Source organism: Mesorhizobium sp. M1348, from assembly GCF_040317925.1.
Classification (GTDB): Bacteria; Pseudomonadota; Alphaproteobacteria; order Rhizobiales; family Rhizobiaceae; genus Mesorhizobium.
The window spans coordinates 25,929-51,367 of the sequence record NZ_JAMYLH010000003.1; the positions used below are offsets into that span (position 1 = coordinate 25,929).

The following is a 25,439-nucleotide window of genomic DNA, read 5'->3' on the forward strand; positions in this document are numbered from 1 at the left end:
CCACCGCGAGGAGGCAATCATGATCAAGGTAAAGCAGCTCGCTCACGTTTGCATTTTCGCGAATGACCTGGAGATGACGCGAAGCTTCTATCGAGACGTCCTCGGCATGGATACGCAGTTCAATTTTCTGCGCGACGGGAAGATTTTCGGCTTCTACCTCAATTGCGGCAGCCGTAGCCATGTCGAGGTGTTCCAGAAAGACGGCGCCAGCTATAGCGACTTGAACCAGATCAACCACTTCTGCCTCGAAGTGGAAAACATCGACGCCGCGATCGCCCATCTGAGGTCAAAGGGGGTTGATATCACTTCCAAGAAACGCGCGTGCGATGACACCTACCAGGCTTGGATCCGCGACCCCAACGGCGTGAAGATAGAACTGTTCGAATACACTGAGAAAAGCGCACAATTCGTCGGTGGCGATCGTATCGCGGATTGGTGATCGCGCCTCGCGGACAATTGTAGCGGCGCAGCCTATGGTCGGTGGACTTACTTCAGCTCGACCTCGATGAAGGCGAATTCGCCATCGTTTGTGCTGATGACGTCATGTTCGACGCCCTCGTTGCGGAAATACGGCGAGCCCTTCTTCATCTCGGCGAAGGATTCGCCATCCTTGGTCAGGAGCTTCACCTTGCCGTCGGTCAGCGGCACGATCACATAGTCGTGGCCATGGCGGTGCCAGCCGGTGTTGTCGCCGGGAGCGAAGCGGTATTCGGTGACGATGACGCGCTCATTATCGATGAAGACGGTGGCCTTGGCGGATCCGGTCATATCGCTTCTCCTGCTTTAAGCCAGACAAGAGCATGAGACGGCAAGTGGCGAGTGCCAGATCTGCGGATCGGTGACGCCACAAGAAAGCCCGGCGCGAGGCCGGGCCTTTCTGCAAAATATTGATCGGATCAGGCGAGGCTGCCGTTGATCCAGTGCGACAATGCCGTTTTCGGCGCAGCACCGACCTTCATGTCGGCGACTTCGCCGCCCTTGAAGATCATCAGCGTCGGGATCGAGCGCACGCCGAACTGCGCGGCCAGCTCAGGATTCTCGTCGATGTTGAGCTTGGCGATCTTTATCTTGCTGCCGAGTTCGATGGCAATGTCCTCAAGCGCCGGGGCGATCATCTTGCACGGGCCGCACCATTCCGCCCAGAAATCGACCACGACCGGCTCCTTGGCGTTGAGCACGTCGGCCTGGAAATTGCTCTTGTCGACCTTGACGGTAGCCATGCTGAGATCCTTTCGATTTGTTCGTCGCACCAAATGTGGTGGTGATCGCGTCCGTGTTCAAGCAAGTCTTGTGTCACGCTCCCGTGAGTCTAGCAAGCGCGTCGTCCATGGCCGCCGCCGGCAGCTCGATCAGCCGCGGCGCCTCGGTAAACAGCAGCGCCGCCGAGACCTCGCGTCCCGGATAGAGCGGCTGAAGCAGCGCGCGATAGAGTGCGAGCTGCAAAACATAGGCTTGCGGCACTTCGGCGAGCGTAGCCGGCGCTGGCCGATTGGTCTTGTAGTCGACGATCGAAACCTTGTCCGGCGTTACTGCCAGCCGGTCGATCTTGCCGGAAATCGAGCGCAGTTTGCCCCTCACTCCCAGGCTGCCCATGATGGCGACTTCAGCGCGCGAGTTTGGCGCAAACAGCGGCGCGAAGCGGCTGTCGGCAAGAATTCTGAAAACGCCAGCCAAGGCCTTGTCGCGCTCGTCGTCGGGCCATCCCGCGCCGGCTCTTGCCAGATAGCGTTCAGCGGCATCCTGGCGTTTTCCCTCGGCGATGCCGGGTAGCATCTGCAGCAATTTGTGCAGCGCCAGCCCGCGCATGACGGCAAAGCCGGGCTCGGCGTCGGCATCCAGTACCGGCGAACGCGTGTCGGCCACCGCTTGCCGCGCCTCGTCGATCAGCACCGAGGCGCCGGACGGCGAGAGCGGCCGCGGCAATTCCTCGAAGGGCGGCAGAGGCTGGAACAGGGTTTCCGGCAATGGCGCAAAGCGTTCCGCCTGTCGTGCCTCACCCACTGCCGCCGACGGCATGGGCGGCAGCTTCGTCACCTGGAAACGATGCACGGTCTCGCCAGCGGCGGGATGCCGGCGTTCTTCGCTCTCCGCGGCACCGACCAGTGCGCGGCTGACGATCGAATGCCAGGTGCCGGTATTCGGCGCCCGCTTGCCATGGTAGCCGCAGACGATCAGCCGATCCTCGGCGCGGGTCATGCCGACATAGAGCAGCCGGCGGTATTCGTCGTCGGCGAGCTCGCGGGCGCGGGCCGATGCCGCGCGTGAAAACCCATTGGCGACATCGCTGGCGGAACGCCAGAGATAGCCCTTGCCCTCCCAGCAGTCGCCCGAGCCTTCGAACGGCATCAATCTCGGCAGATGCTGGTCGCTGAACGGCGCGGAACCGCCATCGACGAGGAACACCACCGGCGCTTCCAGGCCTTTGGCGGCATGCACGGTCATGACGCGAACCTCGTCGCGGGTCTGGTCCATTTCGCGCTTGATCTCGGGGCCGGCGTTTTCCAATGTCGACAGGAAGGATTCCAGTCCCGGCAGGCCGGTCCGCTCCTCGGCCAGGCAGAAATTCAGGAATTCGTCGAGGATATCGCCGGCCTCCGGCCCGAGCCGCGCGATCATCTTCTTGCGCAGGCCGTCGCGGGCGAGTGCTGCGGCATAGAATTCGAACACCTGATTGAACGCGGCTTCGTTCGACCATGTGTCGAGCCGGCTGACGACGGCGGCCAACGCCTCGCTTTCGCCGGCATGCCGGCGCAGCGAGGCGATCAGCGAGACGCCCGACGGCCTCTCGGCAGCAAGCGCGAAAAGCTGCTCTTCCGAGACATCGAAGATCGGGCTGCGCAGCACGGCAGCGAGCGACAGATCGTCCTCGGGCTGGATGAGAAAATGGCCAAGTGCGATCAGGTCTTTCACCGCGATGTGGCCGGGCAGGCTGAGCCGATCGGCGCCGGCCACCGGAATGTCGCGGCGCTTCAGCGCCCGCGTTAGCGCATGGACGAAGCGATCGCGCTTGCGCACCAGCACCAGCACGTCGCCGGGGCGGAGTTTCTTGCCGCGGCCTTCGATGACCTCGCCGCTGCCAATCCAGCCGGCAATGGTTGCGGCGACGTTTTCAGCGACGCGGACTGCCGGCGCGTGGGCATGGTCGACCGCTTGCGTCCAATCGTCTGGTTCGTCGACGACGTCGGCGCCGATCGACGGCCAGACCTCGACATAACCCGGCGCATCGGTACGGATCGCCTTGTGGTCGAGCGGATCGGGATCATGGCTGATGCCGCGCCGCACGTTCGGGTCGGCAAAGACACGATCCACCGCCGCAAGCACGTCGTCGGTCGAGCGAAACGACCAGGTCAGCTTGAGATCGGCGAAGGCCGCATCGGCCGATCTAACTTTGCCGGCAAACAAAAGCCGGCTGTCGGCAAAGGAATCCGGGGCGGCTCCCTGGAAGGAATAGATCGACTGCTTTTCGTCGCCGACCGCAAAGATGGTGCGGTGGACGGCGTCGCGTGCGCCGAGCCCGGCAAAGAACTCCTCCGCCAGCCGCTTGACCACCTCCCACTGGTCGGGACTGGTGTCCTGCGCCTCGTCGAGGAGGATGTGGTCGATGCCCTGGTCGAGCTTGTATTGCACCCATGGGCCGGCGTCGGGCCGCGCCAGTAAATTGACCGTGCGGGTGATCAGGTCGTTGAAGTCGAGGAAGCCGCGGGCGCGCTTCAATTGCTCGTAGCGGGCGATCAGCCAGTCGGCGATGGTCAGTGCGGCACGCGTGCCTTCCAGCATTCTGAACAAGGCCAGCCGGTCGGAGATTTCGAGAATGGCGTCGACCGCCGCCAGATAACGTTCGGCAAGATCGGGCAGCCGGTCAAGCAATGCCCTTTTAAACGTCTTTGCCGGATCGTAAGGCTCGCCGTCGGCCCTCAGGAAAGCCTTGGAGAGCAGATTCAGGCGGCGGACCGGATGCTCCTCGGCGAAGGCAAGACGGGCGTATGGCAGCAGATTGTTCAGCACGATGCGCGCATCGGCGGCCTCAGCCGACCGTGAAAAAGTGACGAGATAATCCGGCAGGAAGCCGGGCAGCGGCCAGACGGAGGCGGCTATGCCTTCGGCGGTCTGGCCGGCGCGAAACTGAAACTCATCGAACAGCGCCTGAAAACTATCGCCGCCGGCCGCGGCGATGAAGGCGCGCAAACCATCGCGCTTGCGCACGATCTCGGCCAGCAGTGCGTCAAGCCCATGTTCGCCACCGCGCTCCAGCACGGTGGCGAAGGCCTCGGCCAATGCCGCATCGCCTGCAACGCCGCCCGAAATCATGTCGCGGCGGGCGGCGGCAAACAGCGAAGCCTCCATTTGCGGATCGAGCATTTCGAAATGCGCCGGGATATTGGCTTCCAGCGGGAACTGATGCAGCACCGATTCGCAGAAGGCGTGGATGGTCTGGATCTTCAGCCCGCCCGGGGTTTCCAGCGCCTCGGCAAACAACCGCCGCGCCCGGCGCATGGTTTCGCGGTCGGGCTGGCGCCCGTCCAGCGCCTCTATCCGTGTCGAGAGCTCGGCATCGCCCAGGGCCGTCCATTGCGACAGGGTCGAAAACACCCGGTTGGACATGTTGGCGGCGGCGGCACGCGTATAGGTCAGGCACAGGATCTTGGACGGATGGGTGCCGCGCAGCAGAAGCCGGATGACGCGCTGGGCGAGTACATGGGTCTTGCCCGATCCGGCATTGGCCGACACCCAGGCGGAATTATGCGGATCGGAGGCGCTTGCCTGGCTGGCGGCGGTGTCGCTTGGAATGGGGTAGGCCTTTTTCATACCTCCCCTCCCTCGTCGTCGGCATCGCCGCCGGCCGACCACTCGAGCACGCGGGCGAGATGATCATAGTCGCCGTCGGTCTCGCCCTCGCGGAACGGCAGCGCCCGCGACAGATAGCCGGTCGCCGGGTCGGCGTAGTGGATCAGCAGTTTTTCCAGCCGCGCCCACGCCTCTTCGGCGAGATCGGCGGCGGTTCGCGGCTTGCGGTTGTATTCGAGGATCGATTCTTCGAACACCTCGCCATTCGGCTTCAGCCGCACGAAGGCCAGTTGCGACGGCTCGCGTGCGCCAAGCTCCTTGAAGGCGCCGCGACGCAGCAGCGCGCCCTCCAGCGCCAGTTGCGGCGCGAGCAGCGTGTGCGCCTGTGCTTTGGATGGCGACGAGCCGGTCTTGTAATCGAGAATGTCGGCCATTCCGCCAGCCAGCAGATCGATGCGATCGGCAGAGCCGGACAGGGTCACGCCGGATCGGCCGACACCGGTCTTTTCGGCGCGTTCCTCGGCGTGCCGCCGTGCCACGGCTGCGGCCCGGCCGCGCTCCCATTCGATGATGCCGGCGGCAAGCTTTTCGAAGCGTGGCCACCACACCGCCTCGACATCGGCCGGCAGAGCCGCCTCGGCAAAGCAGGAGCGGCCGGCGGCGATGAGCCCGTCCAGCGCCTCCGGCGCGCGCGGATCGGCCACCGTCCGCGAGAACAAGTGCAGAATAGCGTGAAACAGCGTGCCGCGCTCGGCGGCGCCCGGATCGCGAATGACCGGATCGAGCGGCATCAGGCCGAGTATCCTTCTGGCATAGACCGCATAGGGATCGCGACGTAGCGTTTCGATCTCGGTGACCGAGAGGTGGTGCGGCCGTGCGGCGAGCGGCGGTTTCGGCTGCGGCCGCGGCGCAAAGTCCTGCTTTTCGCCGGCATCGAGCGCACGCGCCCAGGCAAGCAGTTCGTCGCCGCGCCGGCGAAGTGCCGCGGCATGATCCTCGCCGACGAAGGTAAGGATGCGCTGCAGCCAGCGCGAAGGTACCGACGGTGCGTCGCCGGAGCGGGCGGAGCGAGCCAGCACCACTTTTTTGGCGCCCATGGCCATCTGGAAATCATGGGCGGCAAGGCCGATGCGCCGCTCCGGCGGTTCAAGATCGATGCCGGTCTTCATCAGCCGCGACATGAAGCGGTCACTCTCCGGCTTGCGCGGCCACACGCCTTCGTTGAGCCCGCCGACGACCAGCGTATCGACGTCCTGAAGCCGCGCTTCCAGCACACCCCAGATGGCGATGTTCCTGTCGGTGCCCTGCGCCGGCTTGACCGTCTCGGGCGCGATCAGCGCCTCCATCACGTCAGGCCATTCGTCAGCGGCGAAGGAGAACGACACCGAGGCCGCGACCAGACCGCGCAAGAGCTCGGCAAGCTTTTCGCCGGCATCGCCGGCATAGAGTTCGCTCAGGCTGCCGTCGGCGGCGCGTCCGAGGCTTTCGAGCACGCCGACACTGGCGCGCACAAGCGTGGCAAGATCGGCATTCTCCTCGCCGCGAAAGGCAACCAGCGGCGCCAGCGCAGCCGTTAGCCGGATCAGCAGGTCGCGGGCCTGCTCAATGCGCCTGACCGAGAGGCGCGATCGCCAGAAAGGCGGGCGGCGATTGCCACCGCCGTCGAATTCGAGGAGCCGGGCATCGAAGAGTTGCGGCAGCGACGCCACGTCCGGACGACCGGTGCCGCCGCGCAGCGCCACGAGTTCGACTATCTCGGCCGCATGGCGCACGCTTGCCCGCTCCAGGCCGAGGCCAAGCAGGGGATGCTTGAGCAGCGACAGTAGGGCGACCGGGTCGCCCGGGCGGAAGGCTGCCTGAAGCGCCAGCCTGAGCAGGCTGGCGGCTGGCGTGTTGATGAGCAGCGTGCCGCCGGAATCGTCGGCGGCAACGCCGAAGCGCAACAGCTCGACTGAGACGCGCCGCGCCAGTGCGCGGTCGCCGGTGACGAGTGCTGCGCGCTGGCCGGGCCGCTCGACGGCCTGTTTGAGCGCGACGGCGATCGCTACGGCTTCGTCGCGTTCGCTGGCGGCTTCGAGAAGCGTCACATCGGCGAAGGCCTCGGCAATATCGCCGGCCGTAAAGCGGGCGCGCGTCTCGGCCCACAGCTCGGTGGTCTCCGCCGGGCGCAGCGCTTCGCCGACGAGTGCGGCGCGCAGTGCAAGCGGCCGCGGCGCAACAGCGAGTTCCCCGACATCGGCGCGCGGCACGCCGATCTTGCCGATCAACTTTGCCAGGCCGTATTGCGGGTGGCCAAGCAGGGCCGGGCGCGCGCCAAGTGCACTGATGGCGGCAAAGGACGGCTCGTCCAGCGCCCGGTCGAGCCCGGGCAGCACAACGGCGCCATTGGGCAGACCGGCGATCACGGCAAGCAGCTCGGCCGTGGCGGGAATGGAGCCGGTGGAACCGGCGGCGATCACCGGTCCGGCCGGCGGATTACGCTTCAGCCGCGCCGCCTCCAGCCTTATCAGGGCATTACGATGCGCGGCCGGATTGGAGCGATGGCGTTCCTCGAGCAGCTTCGGCCAGTTCTCGGTCACGATGGTCAGGAAATCGAGCGTCACCTGCCACCAGCCTGCAAGATTGCCGGTCACAAGGTCGGCGAGCCTTGCCCAATCCGTGCCTTCGGTCTCGATCTCATCCATCAGGCGTGCAAGGTCGCGCGCCAGCCAGATGGCGTCGGCGGCGGAGGCCGGGATGACGATCTCCTCGTCGAACAATGCCGCGACATGCGCCGGCAGGCGGCGTTTCCACGCCCGCACCAGTGGCGCAAGCAGCAACAGGCGCTCTACCGCGGCGATCGGCGGCGCAAGGTCGATGGCGGCCGAAGCTCCCGCCTCGAAGGCGGCTTCATCTTCATCGAACTCACCAAGCGGGCGGATGACCGGCAGGATCGCCGAGCGGCTTCCGGAGCGCGAGAGAGCATCGACGAAGACGCCGCGAAGCGCCCGCGCCGCACGGCGCGTCGGCACATAGATGGTGAGATCGGCCAGCACCAGCGGATCGCCATCATAGGCAAAGCCGGGAACCAGGCGCCCTGCAAGCAGCGCCTCGGCCAGCGTCGGCAGGAACGGCGCTCCGGGCGGGATCGAGAAAACGCGGCGGGAGCCGCTCATTTCGACTCGGTAAGAGCGCCGGGTGCCTCAGCAACAGCATCGGGCGTGCCGGCAAGCGCAGCGGCGACCGCTGCTTCCGCCCGCGGGATCGCGTCCGGTGTGCCGACAGTGATCCAGTGACCCTGCATCTTCATGCCGAACAGGCGGCCGGCGGCGATTGCCGCATCGAAATAGGCGTTGAGCGACAGCGGGCCGCCCGGCGCATCCTTGAAGATGCGCGGATGGACGATTGCTGCGCCGGCATAGATCAGGCCGGCCGGATCGTTGTTCGCACGCCGCAAGGCGCCATCCGGCGCCATCAGGAAATCGGTGCCGCCGCTATGCCCGGTTGCCGACTGGAGATCCGCAAGCATCAGCAGAATGTCCATTGTCGCGCCCTCCCATGCAAGGGCAAGTCGCCTGAGATTGGAAACGCCGCTGTCGATCCAGAAGGTGTCCGCGTTAAGCACATAGAAGGGCGCCCCTAACCTGGGCAATGCCTTGACGATACCGCCGGCAGAGTCGAGCAGGCCGGTGCTCTCATCCGAGATGACGATTCTCGGCGCACTGCGGCGGGCTACATGGTCCACGATCTGTTGCGGCAGGTAATGGACGTTAACGACGGCCTTGGCGACGCCGGCTTCGGCTAGGCAGTCCAGCCCCCAGTCGAGCAATGTCTTGCCGGCGATCTTGACCAGCGGCTTCGGCATTGTCTCGGTGATCGGCCGCATGCGCTTGCCGAGCCCGGCGGCGAGCACCATGGCGGTCGTCGGCATCGGCTGCTCATCCGACGCCTTCAGGCCCAAATCCTTAGCCGTCAAATCGAGCGTTCCTCCAGCAAGCCGTGGGCGATGTAGAAATCCTGCAGCCCGGCCAGCGCCGGATGCGCCAGCGCCCGGCGAAGATAATCGCGGATGCGCGGCAGATGCTTCAGATAATAAGGCTTGCCGTCACGTTTTTCGAGCCGCACGAAAATGCCGAGGATCTTGGAATTGCGCTGTGCGGCCATGATTGCATAGGTTTCGCGGAATTCGTTCTCGTCGAAGGCGCCGGCGGCGCGGCGCGCGGCGATGTAGGCGGCGAGCGTGTGCTTTTCGATTTCGGGTGAAATGGTGACGCGCGCGTCCATGGCGAGCGACGCGACGTCGTAGGCGGACGGTCCGATCAGCGCGTCCTGGACATCGACGACGCCGAGGCGATCGTGACCGGAACGGTCAGCGCGCCAGATCAGGTTGGGCGAATGGAAGTCGCGCAACATAAGCGTGTATTCGCGCCCTTCGAGCCGATCGAGCACCGCATTCCATTCGCTGCGGTAACCGGCGCGCAGCGCCTCGCTTGGCGGAGCGCCTGATATCGCCGGGACATACCAGTCGACCAGCAATTCGGCCTCGATCATCATGGCGTCGCGGTCGAAAGGCGGCACCTCGTGGAAGACGCCGGGGCCGGCCGGCATGCGGGCCGGCCATGTTTTGCCGTGCATCATGGCAAGCAGTTCGGCCGCCGCCGCATAACGCTCGGCCACCGCCTGGCCGCGCTTGTCCAGAAACCCTTGGGAACCGAGATGTTCCAGCAGGAGAAAACCCTGGTCGAGGTCCTGGTCATGGATTTCCGGGACGCTGACGCCGCCGGCCCGCAAGGCCCGGTCGATGGCCACGAAAGCCGAAACGGATTGCGCGGTGTGGGCGATTTCGGCATAGGGTTTGCCGTCGCGGACTGGCGGCCCGAGCACCAGCCTTGGCGAGTTCATCAGCACGCGCGGCGGAAAGCCGGCGAGCGTGACGATCTCGTAGGAGCGAGCCGAGGCATCACCGATGAAATATCGTCGCTGCGCTTCGCCCCAGCCGGCCTGCCCGAGAAAATCGCGCATTGCCAGCGATCGCGCCGCGCGCTCGAAGGCGGCACCCTCTCCCGATAGTCTCACCAGTCGGCCGTCGCCCTGCTGGAGAAGTTCGACCAGCACCGACGTATCCGGCAAATATGCCTCTGCCCGCTCCGGCCATTCGACCAGCGCAGCGCCTTGCGTCAGGGCCTCGTCAAAACCCAGCTCGTCCAGCTCGGATGCGGTGCCCAAGCGGTAGAGATCGAAATGATGGACCGGCACGCGTGTGTCGTAGCTCTGGACCAGCGTGAAGGTCGGGCTCGGCACGTCGAGGCTCGCATCGTCGGCCAGTGCCCTGATCAGCGCCCGTGCCAAGGTCGATTTGCCGGCGCCGAGATCGCCCTTGAGAGCGAGCACGTCGCCAATGCGCAGCGACATGGCGAGATCCTCGCCGAGCCTTGCCGTCGCAGCCTCGTCGGCGAGAAAACGGTCCAGCACCAATACCGCCATCGAACGCGCTACTCGGCCGCGGCGCGGATGCCGGACGGCGTGTCGGGAAAGGCGCAAACAACCGTGGTGCCCTTATCCCTGCCGGTCTCGATGCGGACGCTGCCGCCATGCAGTTCGACAAAGCTCTTGACGATCGACAGGCCGAGCCCGGCGCCACGGCGGCGGCCGCCATTGGTGCGCGGCTCGAAGCGCCGGAACACGGAGTCAAGCAGGTCCGGCGGCATGCCGGGACCGTCATCGTGAACGGAAAATTCCACGCCGTTGGCAAGCTGGCGGCAGGCGAGCGTTATGGTGCTCGCCTCCGGCGCGTAATTGGCCGCATTGCTAAGCAGATTGTAGAGTATCTGACGGACGCGGATCTCGTCGCCATGGAAGGTTTTCGGCGCGGCAGCCGCGTCGATCCTAAGCTTGATCGCATGTTCCTCCAGCCGGTCGGCGACCAGTTCGGCGGCGGCCGTAATGGTTCGATCGATGTGAACTTCGGAAATGTCGAGTTCCATGATGCCGGCATCCACCGTCGCCAGATCGAGGATGTCGTTGACGATGGTGAGAAGGACCGAGGAGGACGAGCCGACATGCCCGATATATTCGCGTTGCTTCTGGTTCAACGGACCAGTCGACGGCAGTGAAAGAAGCTCGGTAAAGCCGATGATGTTGGTGAGCGGCGAGCGCAGCTCATAGGAGACGTGCTGCACGAATTCGTTCTTGATCTGGTCGGACTTTTGCAGCGCCTCATTCTTGTCCTTCAGTGCCCGCTCGACATTGACGCTGTCGGTAACGTCGACAAAGGTCATCATCACCTGGCCGTTGGGCAAAGGGATGACGGCGTAGCGCAAAACGGTGCCGTTGTTCAATTCGGTCTGGCCGTGGCGGTCGCGGCGCTCGTCGTCGAAGCCGGTGATGGCGGCAACGAACCCGCCCCAAGGACTGTCGACGGCACGGCGGTCGCAAAGGTCGCGGATCGTCGAGACATGGACGTTGGGTTTTGAGGCATCGGCATCCAGCCCCCACAGTGCCGCGAAGGCCGGGTTGGACAATCTCAGCCTGCCGTCGGGACCGAACACAGCGACGCCTTCGGCAAGGTTGTCGAGCGTCTCGCCCTGAACCCGGACGGCGGTCTGGTAGCGGCTTTCAAGGTCCATCTTCTCGGTCAGGTTCTCGAACACCCAGGTGACGCCGCCCTTGGGCTGCGGATTGGCGATGACGCGAATGGTCTTGCCGTCCGGCAGATGCCACCAATGCTCCTGCGATTCAACCGCGCGGTAAGCGCCGAGCAAGCTCTCTTTCCAGCGCCGCCATTCGGGCTGCTCGGCAATCTTGCCTTCGCTGCGCAGGCGGTCGAGCAGCAAGGCGTTGTCCGGCGCGCTGTGCAGGAAGCCACTGTCGAGGCCCCATAGCTTCTGGAACGCCTGATTGAAAAACCGCAATTTCTCGTCGGTATCGAAAATCGCCACGGCGGTGTTGAGCTGATCGAGCGTATCGGCGTGGCTCTGCACGGTCCGCTCATACTCGCCGCGAATGGCCTCGATGGCACTGATGTCGCAGGCAAGACCAGCCGAACCATCCGCCCCGGCAAAGTCGGTCACGGCAAACATACGGCGGTCGCCTTCGATCACAGTGGAGAGCGCCTGTTCGAAGACGGGGTGCGACTTGTGCTGCGCAGCAATCGTGTCGCGCGCCTGGCCGCCGAGGAATTCCTTGCCGTCACGAACCGCCGCTTCGGCATTCTCCGCCTCGACCGCTTCGGCATAGGCCCGGTTGACCCATTTCAGCCGCCCGTCGACGGTGCGCAGCCATGATGGCATCTTGAGCGCATCCAGAAGGCCGATCAGCGTCTCATGGTCGGCGGCTAAGCGCTGGTTCTCGATCTTCAGCCTGGCCTGGCTTCGCTGTGTCTCCGACAGCGAGACGAAGCGAACCAATACATGCGCCGCACTCTTGCGGCCGTGAACCTCGAGCGGCTGGCCGGCCTGCGATTCGATGACCAGATCGAAGGGCTTTGCCTTGTCCCGCAGCGCTGCGACGGCATGTTCGAGTGCGGCCGCCGAACGCGGCATCAGCCAGCGTCCGAAAGCCAGGAAGGCCGCCCGGTCCTCCGGCGCGCCGCTCTCGATCGGCAATGTCCCGACAAGCTCTGGTTTCTTGTTCTCGGCGGCCCATACGACCACGCGCTGATCGCGGGAATGGAGCAGCGCCTCCGAGCGCTGCAGCGCGGCATTAACGTCAGCGATGCGGGTCCTGAGCTCGGCATTTTCCGCCGAGGTGCGCGCCCTTTCGCGGATCAGAAAGATGGCTGACAGCAATGCCGCCCCCATGACGCCGACGAACATGGCGAGTTGCATGACCTCGACCGTGCTGACCGACAGCCCGGCCTTTTGCGCCACGCGGGTTTGGGCATGTGCAGTAAAGCCAAGCAGCGGACCAACCAGCGCGGAAGAAGCAAGCAGCACCCCGACACGGCTGCCGGCACGCCATAAAAGGCTGCCGCCTCTGGCAGCGGAGCCCGTGATCGAATCGTTATGGCCGCCGGAAACGGCCTGTCCCGCGCAAGGCGGGTTATCCCCCGGCATGTCTTGGTCCTCTTCGCCGCCTGAATGCAAGACCGCCCTGATGCGTGCGCCCGGGCCTCGTCCCCGGACCGCGAATCAGCACCATAGCGCTTGCGCGAATCGGCGTGAAGAATCAATCAGCGCAAAAATAAAGCCGGGCGAAAAGTCAATCGCCCGGCTTCAATATCTAGTGGTAAGTTTCGCCGTGGTTAATAGCGGTAGTGTTCCGGCTTGAACGGTCCCTGCGGAGTGACGCCGATATAGGCGGCCTGTTCGCCGGACAGTTCGGTCAGGCGGGCACCGAGCTTGTCGAGATGCAGGCGCGCGACCTTTTCGTCGAGATGCTTCGGCAGGACATAGACCTGGTTTTCGTACTGACCGGGCTTGGTGTACAGCTCGATCTGGGCCAACACCTGGTTGGTGAAGGACGCCGACATGACGAAGCTCGGGTGGCCGGTGGCGTTGCCGAGGTTGAGCAGACGGCCTTCCGACAAAAGGATCATCCGCTTGCCGTCCGGGAAGGTGATCATATCCACCTGCGGCTTGATGTTGGTCCATTTCAGGTTGCGCAGCGACGCCACCTGGATCTCGTTGTCGAAGTGACCGATGTTGCCGACGATCACCATGTCCTTCATCAGGCGCATGTGGTCGAGGGTAACGACGTCCTTGTTGCCGGTGGTGGTGATGACGATGTCGGCCGTCGGCGCCGCGTCTTCGAGCGTGACCACCTCGAAACCATCCATCGCCGCCTGCAGCGCGCAGATCGGATCGACCTCGGTGACCTTGACGCGGGCGCCGGCGCCCTTGAGCGAAGCCGACGAGCCCTTGCCGACGTCGCCATAGCCGCAGACGACCGCGACCTTGCCGGCAATCATCGTGTCGGTGCCGCGGCGAATGCCGTCGACAAGCGATTCCTTGCAGCCATATTTGTTGTCGAATTTCGACTTGGTGACGGAATCATTGACGTTGATCGCCGGGAACGGCAGCAGGCCTTTTTTCTGCAACTGATAGAGCCGGTTGACGCCGGTCGTCGTCTCTTCGGTGACGCCGCGGATCGCTTCCTTCTGCTTGGTGAAGAAGCCGGGCGATGCCTGCATGCGCTTCTTGATCTGGGCAAACAGGATTTCTTCCTCTTCGCTGCCCGGATTGGACAGCACATCCTCGCCGGCCTCGGCGCGGGCGCCGATCAGGATGTACATGGTGGCATCGCCACCGTCGTCGAGGATCATGTTGGAGGTGCCGCCATCGGCCCACTGGAAGATCTTGTCGGTGTAGACCCAATAGTCCTCCAGCGTCTCGCCCTTGACGGCAAACACCGGAATTCCGGCCTCGGCAATGGCCGCGGCAGCGTGGTCCTGGGTCGAGAAGATGTTGCAGGAAGCCCAGCGGATATCGGCGCCGAGCGCCTTAAGCGTTTCGATCAGCACCGCCGTCTGGATGGTCATGTGCAGCGAGCCGGTGATACGCGCGCCCCTGAGCGGCTTCTTGTCGCCGAATTCCTCGCGGCAGGCCATCAGGCCCGGCATTTCGGTTTCGGCGATCTCGATCTCCTTGCGGCCCCAGCCGGCAAGCGCGATGTCTGCGACCACATAGTCCTTGCTACCCGTCATGGCAGTGCTCCGATGCGAATTGATTGCGGGACGCGCCCGCCCCGAAGGCGTGCCGGAGGGCGCGAGTTGCCGGCCTGACTAGCAGATCGAGAGTCGGACGACAATGGGATATAAAGAAATCTTTATCCGTGCATGTCTTAAGCGGCGACCAACACGTCAGCATTCCTCGCCAAAACGGGAAGCAACCAGTTGCTCCAGCGCATCGATGACCTCTTCGGCCTCCGGGCCGGTGGCGGTGACGCGGATCGAATAACCGGGGCTCGCCGCCAGCATCATCAGGCCCATGATCGAGGTGCCGCCGACCTTGACCCCGTCCTTCTCGACCTGGACCGTGGCGTTGAAGCCGCTGGCAATTTGAACGAACTTGGCAGAGGCGCGCGCGTGCAGGCCGCGCTGGTTGACGATCGGAAAGTCGCGAACGATCTTGTCCTTTTCCGGCAACAGCGCACTCATTTACTGCTCAGGAGCTGACTGGCGACGTTGATGTATTTGCGGCCGGCAGCCTGCGCCTCATCCAGCGCGGCCGTCATGTTGTCGCCTTTGCGCACGCTGGACAGCTTGATCAGCATCGGCAGGTTCATGCCGGCAATGACCTCGATACGGCCGGATTCCATCACTGAAATGGCGAGGTTGGAGGGCGTGCCGCCGAACATGTCGGTCAAAACGATGACGCCTGATCCCGTATCGACGCGGCCGACTGCGTCGATAATGTCGCGGCGGCGCTGTTCCATATCGTCGTCGGCACCGATCGCCACGGTCTCGAAATTGTCTTGTGGCCCAACGACATGTTCCACCGCATTGCGGAACTCGGCGGCCAGTTGACCGTGCGTTACAAGCACGAGTCCGATCATTCTTTGGTGGCTCCCGTCATGGCCGCTTCACAGGCGCATTTTATGCTCGCCGACCGTTCCAGGTGGCGGGAGCGCTATCTTGTCGACGCAAGGCCCGTTGACAAGCCCAAAATTGCGCCGGCCCAGGCCAATTTGACGCATTGCAGCAAAAAATCGAAATCGGATCACAGGAAAGGCGCAATCGACAGGCGCGACATCACTGCCGGCAAGGCCGCCGCGACATTGCGCCCGGCAAGATCGATGCGCGGCACTGGTACGCCGAAAACGAGTTCGCTCCAGTCTTCCTGGAAGCGGGCCATTTTGCCGGCTGGCACCAGCCGGATAATGAGGTCGATCACGCAGCTTGGCTCGAACTGTATCGGCTTGGGGCCGAATCCCGGCACCTCGACGAGGCCGGCTATGCTGGCTGGTGCGCGGCAGACCAGCCGCCCCTCGCAATCGGCGGCATAGAGCTGGTCATCGCCGATCAGCCGGGAAAACAGCCCGCGCTGGCTGCAATGATCGATCAAGGCGAGCGCCAGCGTCGTCTTGCCCAAGCCGGACGGTCCGGTGATGAGAATGCCGCGATCACCTATCAGGATCGCGGTGCCGTGAATATTTTCAGGCTGCACAATAGGACCAGGCGTGATTGGAATTCATCCGTCAGCCTTCGGCCGGCAGCGTTACCACGAAGCGCGCGCCCTTGATCTCGCCGGGCTTGGTGCCCGGGATGTTCTCGGCGCTCAGCGTGCCGCCATGGGCTTCGACGATCTGCCTGGATATCGACAGGCCAAGGCCCGAGTTCTGGCCGAACGCCTCGCCGGCCGGCCGATCGGTATAGAACCGCTCGAAAATGCGATCGATGTTATCGGCCCGGATGCCGGGCCCATTGTCGTCGACGGTGACGATGTTGAACTTGCCGGCGCGCGCCAGCGATATGGTGATGTGGCCACGTTCTTCGGGGACGAACGAGCGGGCATTCTCGATCAGGTTGGTGATCACCTGGCCGATCCTCAGATCATGGCCGACGACGAAGTAGCCTTTCACGCCCTGCGGCAGTTTGGCGACCTTGAATTCGATCTCGACCGCCTTCTTGTTGCGCGTGGCCTCGCGCGAGACGGCGACCAGATCGGTGATGAACTTCTTCAGGTCGACGGTTCCCGCGTCTTCCCGCGCCAGTTCGGCATCGAGACGGGAGGCATCGGAAATATCGGTGATCAAGCGGTCAAGCCGCCTCACATCGTGCTGGATGATATCCATCAGCCGGCTACGCGAATTGTCGTTCCTGGCCAGCGGCAATGTTTCCACCGCGCTGCGCAGCGAGGTGAGCGGGTTCTTCAACTCGTGCGAGACATCCGCGGCAAAACTTTCGATCGCCTCGATGCGGGCGTAGAGTGCATTGGTCATGTCGCGCACGGCGATCGACAGATTGCCGATCTCGTCCTGGCGGTCGGAGAAGTCGGGGATTTCCTCACGGTTCTTGACGCCGCGGCGAACCCTGACCGCCGCCGCCGAAAGCCGGCGCAGCGGGTTGGCGATGGTGGAGGCCAGCAGCATCGACAGGATGGCGGTAACCAGGGCGGCAATGCCGAACACGCGCAGGATCGCCTTGCGCTCGGCCGCGACGATCTTGTCGATGTCGCCGCCTTCGGTCGACAGCATCAGCACGCCGAGAACGGCACGGAAGCGCTGGATCGGCACCGCCACTGAAACGATCTGCTCGCCCTGCTCCGAGATCCGCACAATCGTTGACGGACTGCCGGTAAGCGCCTTGACCACTTCCGGAAACGCGGCACCGTTGCCACCCGGCTGCTCGCGATAGACCGGCAGCTGCTTGTTGCGGAAGAAATCAAAGACGAATTTCTGGATGCGCTCCAGAAGATCCGGCTGTTCCTCTTCGACCGGCGGCAGATCGTAACGAAGGATCTGGCCGCGCGAATAGAGATGGCGGGAATCGAGCAGCAGGTTGGCGTCGCGGTCGTAAATGCGGGCGCGTGTGCGCGTGGGCGAGATCAATCGCCTGAGCACCGGCGCCACGCGCTCCGGATTGATCGGGAAATCGAGGTTGTCGAGCTGGTCGGAGCCGGGGCCTAGGCTTTCGCCGGCCTGCAACTCGAGCAGCTTCTCCGGATCGATGCTGATCGAATCGGTCTCGACCGTCGCCGAGGCGGCGATCGCGCCGGCGATGATCTCGCCTTGAGTCATCAGGCTCTCGACACGGGCGTCGATCAGCCCGTCGCGAAAGGTGTTGAGATAGAGAATGCCGGTGACCAGGACCGCAAGGCCGGCAAGGTTGAGAAAGAGGATGCGCCGCGTCAGGCTGGAAAAGATGTGATGGCCGAGAAACCGGCGCATCGGCACCGTAATTTTCGACACGAAGGCGGGCAGAATCCGCGGCGGGCGCCTGGCGGCGCCCGACCGTCTCACTCGCTCAACTTGCACTGCCATCGAATAGCAGCCCCCGCTCAGTCTTTAGTTTGATGCATGCCGTTGCCCCAAAACCGGGACCACTTTTGGGCGACATGCATTAGCGTTTTGACGCATGTCGCTGCCCCAAAACCGGGACCACTTTTGGGCGACATGCATTAGCGTTTTGATGCATGTCGTTGTCCCAAAAACCGGGACCACTTTTGGGCGACATGCATTAACTCATGCTTCGCGGAACCGATACCCGACTCCGTAAAGGGTTTCGATCATTTCGAAGTCATCATCGACGGCCTTGAACTTTTTGCGCAGCCGCTTGATGTGACTGTCGATGGTGCGGTCATCGACATAGACCTGCTCATCATAAGCCGAATCCATCAGCGCATCACGGCTTTTTACGACGCCCGGGCGCTGGGCCAGCGAATGCAGGATGAGGAACTCGGTGACGGTAAGCGTCACCGGCTCGCCCTTCCAGGTGCACGTGTGGCGCTCCTGGTCCATGACAAGCTGGCCGCGCTCAAGCGACCGAGCCTGCTGGTTGGGCGCCTTGGCCGCCGCCTCGCGGGTGCTGGCGCGGCGCAGCACGGCGCGGACGCGTTCGACCAGAAGACGCTGCGAGAAGGGTTTGCGGATGAAGTCGTCGGCGCCCATCTTGAGGCCGAACAGTTCATCGATCTCATCGTCCTTGGAGGTCAGGAAGATTACCGGCAGGTCGGATTTCTGACGCATCCGGCGCAGCAGCTCCATGCCGTCCATGCGCGGCATCTTGATGTCGAGGATGGCGAGGTTCGGCGGGCGCGCCGCCAGTCCCTCCAGCGCCGACGCCCCATCCGTGTAGGTTTCGACCCGATAACCCTCGGATTCGAGGGCGATCGAAACCGAAGTCAGAATGTTGCGATCGTCGTCGACAAGCGCGATTGTTGCCATTTCAAGCGGCTCCCTCATGAGCTGTCCCTTCTTTCGTCGAGAAGGGGCTTTTGCAGGACAAATTAGGTACAAAATGTGGCATAGGCTCTATCCGCTGTCACGCGCGGCATGCCGGCGGCCACAATTGTACCTCGACATGGATTGGACCAATGAACATCGCCAATCCTTTGGGCAACCATCAGTGTTTTTGCACATATAAACGATTTAAACAACTTTCAAAATATTTAAATCGATTAATGATTTGATATCATTCGCCTTTTCTGGTTTTGACGTTTTTAGCTCCTGCAATGGGGGTTCCGGAATTCGCCGGTAAAGACGCGGTAAATCGAAGAAGGGACACCCATGTCGGAAGCCGGCAAACGCAATCCTGCATGTGCAATCGATCGGATCGGCCTGAGAACCACGGGCGTGGTGCGCTATAATTTCGGCGCGGCCGCGCTCTACGAGGAGGCAATCCGCCGTGGCGAGGCCCGACTCACCGCGCATGGCGCGCTTGCCGCCGAAACCGGACAGCACACCGGCCGCTCGCCCAGGGACAAATTCGTGGTGCGCGACGAAAGCACCGCGCCGCATGTATGGTGGGACAACAACAAAGCGATTTCGCCGGGGCAATTCGATACGCTGCTTGCCGATTTTCGCGCCCATGCCGCTGAAAAGGACCTTTATGTGCAGGACCTGGTCGGCGGTGCCGACGAGGAACTGAAGCTGCCGACCAGGGTGATCACGGAGCTTGCCTGGCACTCCCTGTTCATCCGCAATCTGCTCATCCGGCCGGCCGCCGCCGAACTCGAGCATTTCATGCCCGGTTTGACGATCATCGACCTGCCGTCGTTCCGCGCCGATCCCGCCCGCCACGGCACGCGCGGCGAAACGGTGATTGCCGTCGATCTTTCGCGCATGATCGTGTTGATTGGCGGTACCTCCTATGCCGGCGAGATGAAGAAGTCGGTGTTCACCGTGCTCAACTATCTGCTGCCGACAAAAGGCGTGATGCCGATGCATTGCTCGGCCAATGAAGGGCCAGCCGGCGACGCGGCCGTTTTCTTCGGCCTTTCCGGGACCGGCAAGACGACGTTGTCGGCCGACCCATCGCGCACGCTGGTCGGCGATGACGAGCATGGCTGGGGACCGCACGGCATCTTCAATTTCGAAGGCGGCTGCTATGCCAAGACGATCAAGCTTTCGGCCGAAGCCGAGCCGGAGATCTTCGCCACCACCCAGCGCTTCGGCACGGTGCTGGAGAATGTCGCGCTCGACGCCGGTCGCGTGCCGGATTTCGACGACGGCGGGCTGACCGAAAACACGCGCTGCGCCTACCCGCTCCACTTCATCCCCAACGCCAGCAAGACGGGGCGCGCCAGCCACCCGAAAAACATCATCATGCTGACCGCCGACGCATTCGGAGTGATGCCGCCGATCGCGCGGCTGACCCCAGCGCAGGCCATGTACCATTTCCTCTCCGGCTATACCGCCAAGGTGGCGGGGACCGAGAAGGGCGTTACCGAGCCCGAAGCGACATTTTCGACATGCTTCGGCGCACCGTTCATGCCGCGGCATCCATCGGAATACGGCAATCTGCTGCGCGAGCTCATCGCACACCACGGTGTCGATTGCTGGCTGGTCAATACCGGCTGGACCGGCGGCGCCTACGGCACCGGCAAGCGGATGCCGATCAAGGCAACACGGGCGCTGCTTGCGGCAGCGCTCGACGGCTCGCTGAAAGCGGCCGACTTCCGGACCGACGCCAATTTCGGTTTTGACGTACCGGTGACGGTTGCCGGCGTCGACTGCGCCATTCTCGACCCGAGATCGACCTGGATCGACAAGCCCGCCTATGACCGGCAGGCGGCAAGGCTGGTCGGCATGTTCGTCGACAATTTCGAAAAGTTCGAGGCCCATGTCGACGCCACCGTGCTCGGCGCTGCACCACGCATGCAGGTAGCGGCTGAATAGCCGTCGCCCCTGGTGATGCTTCAAGGCCCGGCTTCGATCGGGCCCTTTCTTTTTTCGCCTGCCGCGCCATGACTGCGGCATGAACGCCGACGACAAGATCATCATCACCGACGATGCGGTGATTAATCCGGGCGACCTGCACGAGGACTTCATCCGTTCGTCGGGCCCGGGCGGCCAGAATGTCAACAAGGTGGCGACGGCGGTGCAATTGCGCTTCGATGCTGCCAATGCTCCAGGCCTGTCGGAGCGTGTGCGCGAACGGACCATCAAGCTCGCCGGCCAGCGCGCCACCAAGGACGGCGTCATCGTCATCGAAGCCGGACGCTTCCGCACCCAGGAGCAGAACCGGGCGGACGCCCGGGCGCGGCTGACGGCACTGGTCGCCAAGGCCGCCGAACCACCACCACCGCCGCGCAAGAAGACCAGGCCGTCCAAAGGCGCGGTCGAAAGACGGCTCAAAAGCAAGGCCGGGCGGGGCTCGATCAAGAAAATGCGCGGCCGGGTCGAGGATGACTGACAGCCGAAGCGGCTTCGGATTCCAGATCGCCGGCTAAAGCGCGCAGCCACCGTCGGAGGCGGCTTTCGGGTCGCCGTTTTCGTTTGACGGTGGCATTCTGATTTCTCCAGACCAACGGATCAAGCGACGCGATGCTCGTACTGCCCAAAGGCGTCCGCCATATGCCCGGCTACCTGTCGCGCGCCATGCAGGAAGTGCTGGTGGAAGATATCAGGGAGGTCGTGCAGGAGGCCCCGCTGTTCGTGCCGGCGATGCCGCGTACCGGCAAGGAGATGAGCGTGCGCATGACCAATTGCGGCCCGCTGGGCTGGGTCACCGACAAGGAGCATGGCTATCGCTACCAGCCGACCCACCCGGTGACCGGAAGGCCTTGGCCGCCGATCCCGGAGATACTACTAGATCTGTGGCGGGACGTATCTGCCTATGCGCACCCGCCGGAGGCCTGCCTGGTCAATTTCTATTCGCAGGATGCCAAGATGGGTCTTCACCAGGACCGCGACGAGAGCGATTTCTCCGCGCCCGTCGTCTCGGTGTCGCTCGGCGACGATTGCCTGTTCCGGGTCGGCCAGACGACGCGCGACGGCGCCACCAAATCGTTCAGGTTGAAAAGCGGCGACGTCGTGGTGCTTGGCGGCGAAGGGCGGCTCTGCTTTCACGGCGTCGACCGTATCTACCCGTCGACCTCGGCATTGCTCAGGAACGGCGGCCGCATTAATCTGACGCTGCGACGGGTGACGATGCCGAAATAGGCTGCTCGGGCGGCCGGCGGCCGGGGCGGACATAATCGTCGCGCAGATAGATGCGCTCGGTCTCGTCCTCGACGAGAATGCGGTAGTGCGCCAGGATGGCGTCAAAGCCAAAACGCCCCATCAGTTGGCTTGTCCACATTGTGTTGTTTTTCTTGAAGACGACGACATCCGGACGCAGACGCGCGAATTCTTCGCGTTTGCTTTCGACGTAACGCGCCATGATGGCCTGGTAACGCGTGGCTTCGGCGGTGTCACCCGAGAGGGCTGCCTGCCGGGACAGGGAAAGTGCGAACGCTCCAAGCCAATCGCTGACGTGGGTCGAAACGAACTGCCCATCGATCATACGGTTCAACGGATGTCCCGAGGAAATATCCGAACTGACCAACGCTACGGTCGGCCGATCGGTGGCGGCGCGAATGGTGGCAACCAGCGCCGGCCCTGGTTTCTGGGTGCTCCAGTACGGCAAGAAAGCGATTGCCACCGCCGCCAGTGCCCAAGCTCGCGAAGGAGCCGTCACGAACGCCAACAGCTTCGACGGCTGCTGCACGATCCTGGGCACCGCCAGCAGGCAGAAAATGGCTGCCACAGCGCAAAAGATCGCGGGATAGGCATGATAAGACCAGCCTTTCGCTTGGTAGAATAGGGGAAACATGCCGGCGATCGATGCCGCCAACGCTACCGCCGCCAGCTCTGGAAACCGCCTGGCAGGCCACAGCCACCAGATCAGGAAGACAAGGAAACACCACGAGAAACCGTAGCCGATCACAATCGGCCAAAAGATGCCGATCTTTCCATAAACATCCGCCAAGAGGGGATAGACGTCACGCAGGAATTCCGGATGGATCAGCGTGACCGTGCTGAGATAGACAATGCAGATGCCGGCAATGACCCAGTGTTCCAGGGCGAAGATCGATTTCAGACTGCGCCGGCGCACTGCAACGACCAACGCCGGCGCCAACACCATGATCGCATAGTAGGGCTTGACCAGCAGCAGAATGCTGCCCGACAGGCCGGCGAGTACGGCAAGCCCCGTGCCTGGTTGGGCAGCTGCATCTCTGCGCGCGCGCCAAGCATGAAGCGCAAGCAGCGGCATGAAAAGCGCCATGCCGATATGCTCCCGCTCGCTGAAGGCATTGCCGGGGAAGACCACCAACATTGCGCAAAACGCTGGCCCCAGTGCAAACAATGATGCAGTTTCGGTGAAACCCGCACGCTTGACGATCACGCCCGAGAGCGAAAGTCCGATAAGCACGGCAAGGTATGTCCAGGCCTCAACCAGGATTTCCGGGGCGGTGCCCAGCAATCTGGCCGCAGCCACTGGCGGCAGATAGAGCCAGACGCTGAATGGAGGATTGGTCTCGTAGATTTGCGAGTAAAGCCGCTCACCGGACAGCATACGCTCGCAGACCGTGATCAGCCAGCTAGTATCGGGAACAGTCCCCCAACGCCGCTGCCAGACGATCGAGAAGACGGTGACTGCGGCAATGGCCAGGACATTGCGGCTAGGAAGCAGCGACGCTGCGATATCCCGGCCGCGCCCGTGGCTCAAGCCGCCAATGTCGTTCGAGACGCTCATGATGTTTCACCAAGGCTCTCGGGCTCGAGCCATATGTCGTCCAGCGGAGCGATTGGATCCAGCCGTGCCATAGTTTCTGGAAGCCTCTGCTCAATCGGTTTGGAGCGGCGCGAGCGCCGTGTAACGAAGATAGACAGTAATTTCCGGCTCGGCGTGCAGCAGACGATAGTCGGCCAAAGCGACAGCGATCCGCTTGTCCTGCAGCATCAGGGCAGTCCACGCCGGCGAGCCTGACAGCACGATATCGGGCTTCTTCGCTGATATCTCGGCGGCGTATTCGCCGATCACCCGATCGCGGATGCTTTCAAGGTCCCGTCTCCGTTCGAGATCACCGGTGACGCGGGCGAGCGTGTCCGCGTTGGAGACCGCCCAGGCGCTCGGATGGCGTGATATGAACCTGCCGTCGACCAGCCTGGCGAGGGGATGGGCAACCTGCATCTGGTCGGCAATCGACATGATGGTCGGGGCTTCGACCGTCGAGCGGATCGCGGCGACAGACCGGGCGATCGGTCCGTCGTCCGTCGTCAGCGCCGCGTACTGTGCCCTGACCGCTATTTGCAGCACCAGCACGCAACCGAAGATCAGGGCGGCCTTACGAACGAAGCCTGCACTGCGGAATGTGCCGAACCGCACAAGCTGGATGCCAAATGCAAGTGCTGCAACAACGACCATCGGCAGGGCGTGATTGGGCCAACCCTTGCCCATGATGATGAAGGCCGGAATGAACCCCAGTGCGGTCAGAAGCGGAATCCTGACGTCCCAGCTCGTCTGTCTCAGGCCGCCGGCCACAAGCACGGTGGCGGCGGCCAGAAGCAGCACCACTTTCGGCCAGTTTGCCAGCATATCGGCGGCAGAGGCCCTCAACGGAAGATAGACCTCCCTGACCAAGGGCAGGACGTCGCTGACGTAAGCGCGGTCGAAGAGCGCGATGGACGCGACATAGGCGGCCACGATCGCAGCGCCAAGCACGTTCTCCACGACGAAGAGCGGTTTCAGCGACCGCCTTTCAACCGCAAGACAGAGTGACGGCAACATGAAGGCCAGCGCAAAATAGGGCGGCTTGACCATGACCCCGACCGCCGCGCCGAGGCCCGCGACCATGTGCTCCAGGGGCGAGCCCGCGCTGAAATCCGGGGTCCGCTGACGTGTGCATTGCAACGCCACCCAGGGCAAAATGGCAATCATCGCGAAGTGCTCGCGTTGGCCGAATTGATCCGGCATGAAACAGAGGATCGAAAACAGGGCCGCCGCTGCCGCCCACAGCGCATGGGGCTGCCGGTAAACCGGTTCATCGCGCGCGAAAATGCGGACGGAAATAAAAAGACTGGCCAGGCTCAGGCAAACGATGCCAAGCGTCAGCCAGAATTCCGCACGTATGCCGGTGAGCTTTTCCAGGAGCATGAACGGCATGTAGAGCCAGATCGAGAACGGTGGGTTGGTCTCCATGATGTCCGTGTTGAGCCGCTCTCCGCCAAGCAGGCGGTCACAGACGACCAGAAGCCATGACACGTCGACATTGGTCGGAATTGCAACGGTGGATAGCCAGACGGCGTATGTGACGACCAGGCAGGCCAGCAGCAACGGAGCACCCGCTACACCCGCAAACGGCGAGAAACGGTTGGCGCCGGGCAGCAGTTCACTGAGGGATCGCGCGCTAGAGACCACGAAACACCCACCGCCCGAGGACGACATAGTTGATGACCGGCACGGCAATGCAGGTGAGCAGGATCGGGATTGCGGCCGGGACGCCGAGCATCTGGGTCAAAAGGCCCGGCAGGGCGATCGCGACGGCGAGACCGGAAGCGGTGAGCAGGAGGAAGCGGGGCAATTCCATCGCGTGGCTGCCGCCCGAGGTAAAGGTGAAATATTTATGCCCGGTGTAGGAGAACAGCGCGGCGACGGCGTAGGCCGCAAACGATGTGAGCGCCGCCGGCAGGGCCGCCGTTGCCTGTCCACGCGACAGTAGGAAAGCACAAACGGCATAGATCAGCGTCGACGCGATGCCAATTAGCGCAAAGCGCGATAGTCGACGATACGAGCCGCTGCCCATTACGCG

20 protein-coding genes are annotated in these 25,439 nt (G+C 63.3%); 4 read left to right on the forward strand and 16 right to left on the reverse strand.

Translation table 11 applies throughout. The features are described from left to right. The first annotated feature begins 19 nt into the window (after positions 1-19). Positions 20-439, forward strand: coding sequence for a VOC family protein (locus tag NKH13_RS07125; RefSeq protein ID WP_352717210.1), 420 nt, complete (start codon positions 20-22; stop codon positions 437-439). A gap of 47 nt (positions 440-486) precedes the next feature. Here NKH13_RS07125 and NKH13_RS07130 read toward each other — a convergent pair whose 3' ends face one another. The 13 genes from NKH13_RS07130 to NKH13_RS07190 all read right to left on the reverse strand — a co-directional run bounded on the left by NKH13_RS07130 (position 487) and on the right by NKH13_RS07190 (position 18,588). Then, the gene (locus tag NKH13_RS07130; RefSeq protein WP_352717209.1) at positions 487-768 is read right to left on the reverse strand and encodes a cupin domain-containing protein; all 282 of its coding nucleotides are present in this window, start codon (positions 766-768) and stop codon (positions 487-489) included. A 128-nt stretch (positions 769-896) separates the two neighbouring features. Continuing rightward, positions 897-1,220: a thioredoxin gene (gene trxA / locus NKH13_RS07135; RefSeq protein WP_023677558.1), complete on the reverse strand. Its 324-nt coding sequence runs from the start codon at positions 1,218-1,220 to the stop codon at positions 897-899. A 73-nt stretch (positions 1,221-1,293) separates the two neighbouring features. Further along, complete coding sequence (gene addA, locus NKH13_RS07140; RefSeq protein WP_352911681.1) at positions 1,294-4,806, reverse strand: double-strand break repair helicase AddA; 3,513 nt, start codon at positions 4,804-4,806, stop codon at positions 1,294-1,296. Then, positions 4,803-7,940: a double-strand break repair protein AddB gene (gene addB, locus NKH13_RS07145; RefSeq protein WP_352911684.1), complete on the reverse strand. Its 3,138-nt coding sequence runs from the start codon at positions 7,938-7,940 to the stop codon at positions 4,803-4,805. Before addB ends, addA begins: the two co-directional genes overlap by 4 nt. Then, the gene (locus NKH13_RS07150; RefSeq protein WP_352911686.1) at positions 7,937-8,695 is read right to left on the reverse strand and encodes a nucleotidyltransferase family protein; all 759 of its coding nucleotides are present in this window, start codon (positions 8,693-8,695) and stop codon (positions 7,937-7,939) included. The genes addB and NKH13_RS07150 overlap by 4 nt, the downstream gene beginning before the upstream one ends. Positions 8,696-8,736: 41 nt before the next feature. Next, a complete protein-coding gene (tsaE, locus tag NKH13_RS07155) occupies positions 8,737-10,248 on the reverse strand; it encodes a tRNA (adenosine(37)-N6)-threonylcarbamoyltransferase complex ATPase subunit type 1 TsaE (protein WP_352911688.1) in 1,512 nt (503 codons plus the stop codon). 8 nt (positions 10,249-10,256) lie between these two features. Further along, positions 10,257-12,818, reverse strand: coding sequence for a sensor histidine kinase (locus tag NKH13_RS07160; protein ID WP_352911690.1), 2,562 nt, complete (start codon positions 12,816-12,818; stop codon positions 10,257-10,259). 188 nt (positions 12,819-13,006) lie between these two features. Further along, a complete protein-coding gene (gene ahcY, locus NKH13_RS07165) occupies positions 13,007-14,407 on the reverse strand; it encodes an adenosylhomocysteinase (RefSeq protein WP_352911693.1) in 1,401 nt (466 codons plus the stop codon). Between the two features lie 156 nt (positions 14,408-14,563). Continuing rightward, positions 14,564-14,860, reverse strand: a complete 297-nt coding sequence (locus NKH13_RS07170; RefSeq protein ID WP_023677551.1) for an HPr family phosphocarrier protein — start codon at positions 14,858-14,860, stop codon at positions 14,564-14,566. Next, a complete protein-coding gene (locus NKH13_RS07175; RefSeq protein ID WP_254815942.1) occupies positions 14,857-15,258 on the reverse strand; it encodes a PTS sugar transporter subunit IIA in 402 nt (133 codons plus the stop codon). Before NKH13_RS07175 ends, NKH13_RS07170 begins: the two co-directional genes overlap by 4 nt. Before the next feature lie 164 nt (positions 15,259-15,422). Then, the gene (locus NKH13_RS07180; protein ID WP_352464662.1) at positions 15,423-15,869 is read right to left on the reverse strand and encodes an HPr kinase/phosphorylase; all 447 of its coding nucleotides are present in this window, start codon (positions 15,867-15,869) and stop codon (positions 15,423-15,425) included. A 31-nt stretch (positions 15,870-15,900) separates the two neighbouring features. Further along, entirely contained in the window at positions 15,901-17,685 is a 1,785-nt protein-coding gene (locus tag NKH13_RS07185; RefSeq protein ID WP_352464664.1) for a sensor histidine kinase, read from the reverse strand. Between the two features lie 201 nt (positions 17,686-17,886). Next, the gene (locus tag NKH13_RS07190) at positions 17,887-18,588 is read right to left on the reverse strand and encodes a response regulator transcription factor (protein ID WP_023677547.1); all 702 of its coding nucleotides are present in this window, start codon (positions 18,586-18,588) and stop codon (positions 17,887-17,889) included. Between the two features lie 342 nt (positions 18,589-18,930). Between NKH13_RS07190 and NKH13_RS07195 the strand changes: the two genes are divergently transcribed. From NKH13_RS07195 to NKH13_RS07205, 3 genes are all read left to right on the forward strand, one after another. Continuing rightward, positions 18,931-20,541 (forward strand): phosphoenolpyruvate carboxykinase, encoded by a 1,611-nt coding sequence (locus tag NKH13_RS07195; protein WP_352911696.1) that lies wholly within the window; start codon positions 18,931-18,933, stop codon positions 20,539-20,541. 79 nt (positions 20,542-20,620) lie between these two features. Continuing rightward, positions 20,621-21,058 carry an alternative ribosome rescue aminoacyl-tRNA hydrolase ArfB gene (gene arfB / locus NKH13_RS07200; RefSeq protein WP_352911699.1) on the forward strand — a complete coding sequence of 146 codons (438 nt, stop codon included), beginning with the start codon at positions 20,621-20,623 and terminating at the stop codon, positions 21,056-21,058. Between the two features lie 131 nt (positions 21,059-21,189). Beyond that, complete coding sequence (locus NKH13_RS07205) at positions 21,190-21,807, forward strand: alpha-ketoglutarate-dependent dioxygenase AlkB family protein (RefSeq protein WP_352911702.1); 618 nt, start codon at positions 21,190-21,192, stop codon at positions 21,805-21,807. Here the strand turns inward: NKH13_RS07205 and NKH13_RS07210 are convergent. From NKH13_RS07210 to NKH13_RS07220, 3 genes are all read right to left on the reverse strand, one after another. Further along, positions 21,770-23,383: a hypothetical protein gene (locus tag NKH13_RS07210; protein WP_352911704.1), complete on the reverse strand. Its 1,614-nt coding sequence runs from the start codon at positions 23,381-23,383 to the stop codon at positions 21,770-21,772. The two genes, NKH13_RS07205 and NKH13_RS07210, sit on opposite strands and share 38 nt — an antisense overlap. Positions 23,384-23,473: 90 nt before the next feature. Continuing rightward, a complete protein-coding gene (locus NKH13_RS07215; protein WP_352911707.1) occupies positions 23,474-25,048 on the reverse strand; it encodes a hypothetical protein in 1,575 nt (524 codons plus the stop codon). Further along, positions 25,038-25,433 (reverse strand): GtrA family protein, encoded by a 396-nt coding sequence (locus tag NKH13_RS07220; RefSeq protein WP_352717196.1) that lies wholly within the window; start codon positions 25,431-25,433, stop codon positions 25,038-25,040. Before NKH13_RS07220 ends, NKH13_RS07215 begins: the two co-directional genes overlap by 11 nt. Positions 25,434-25,439: the final 6 nt, after the last annotated feature.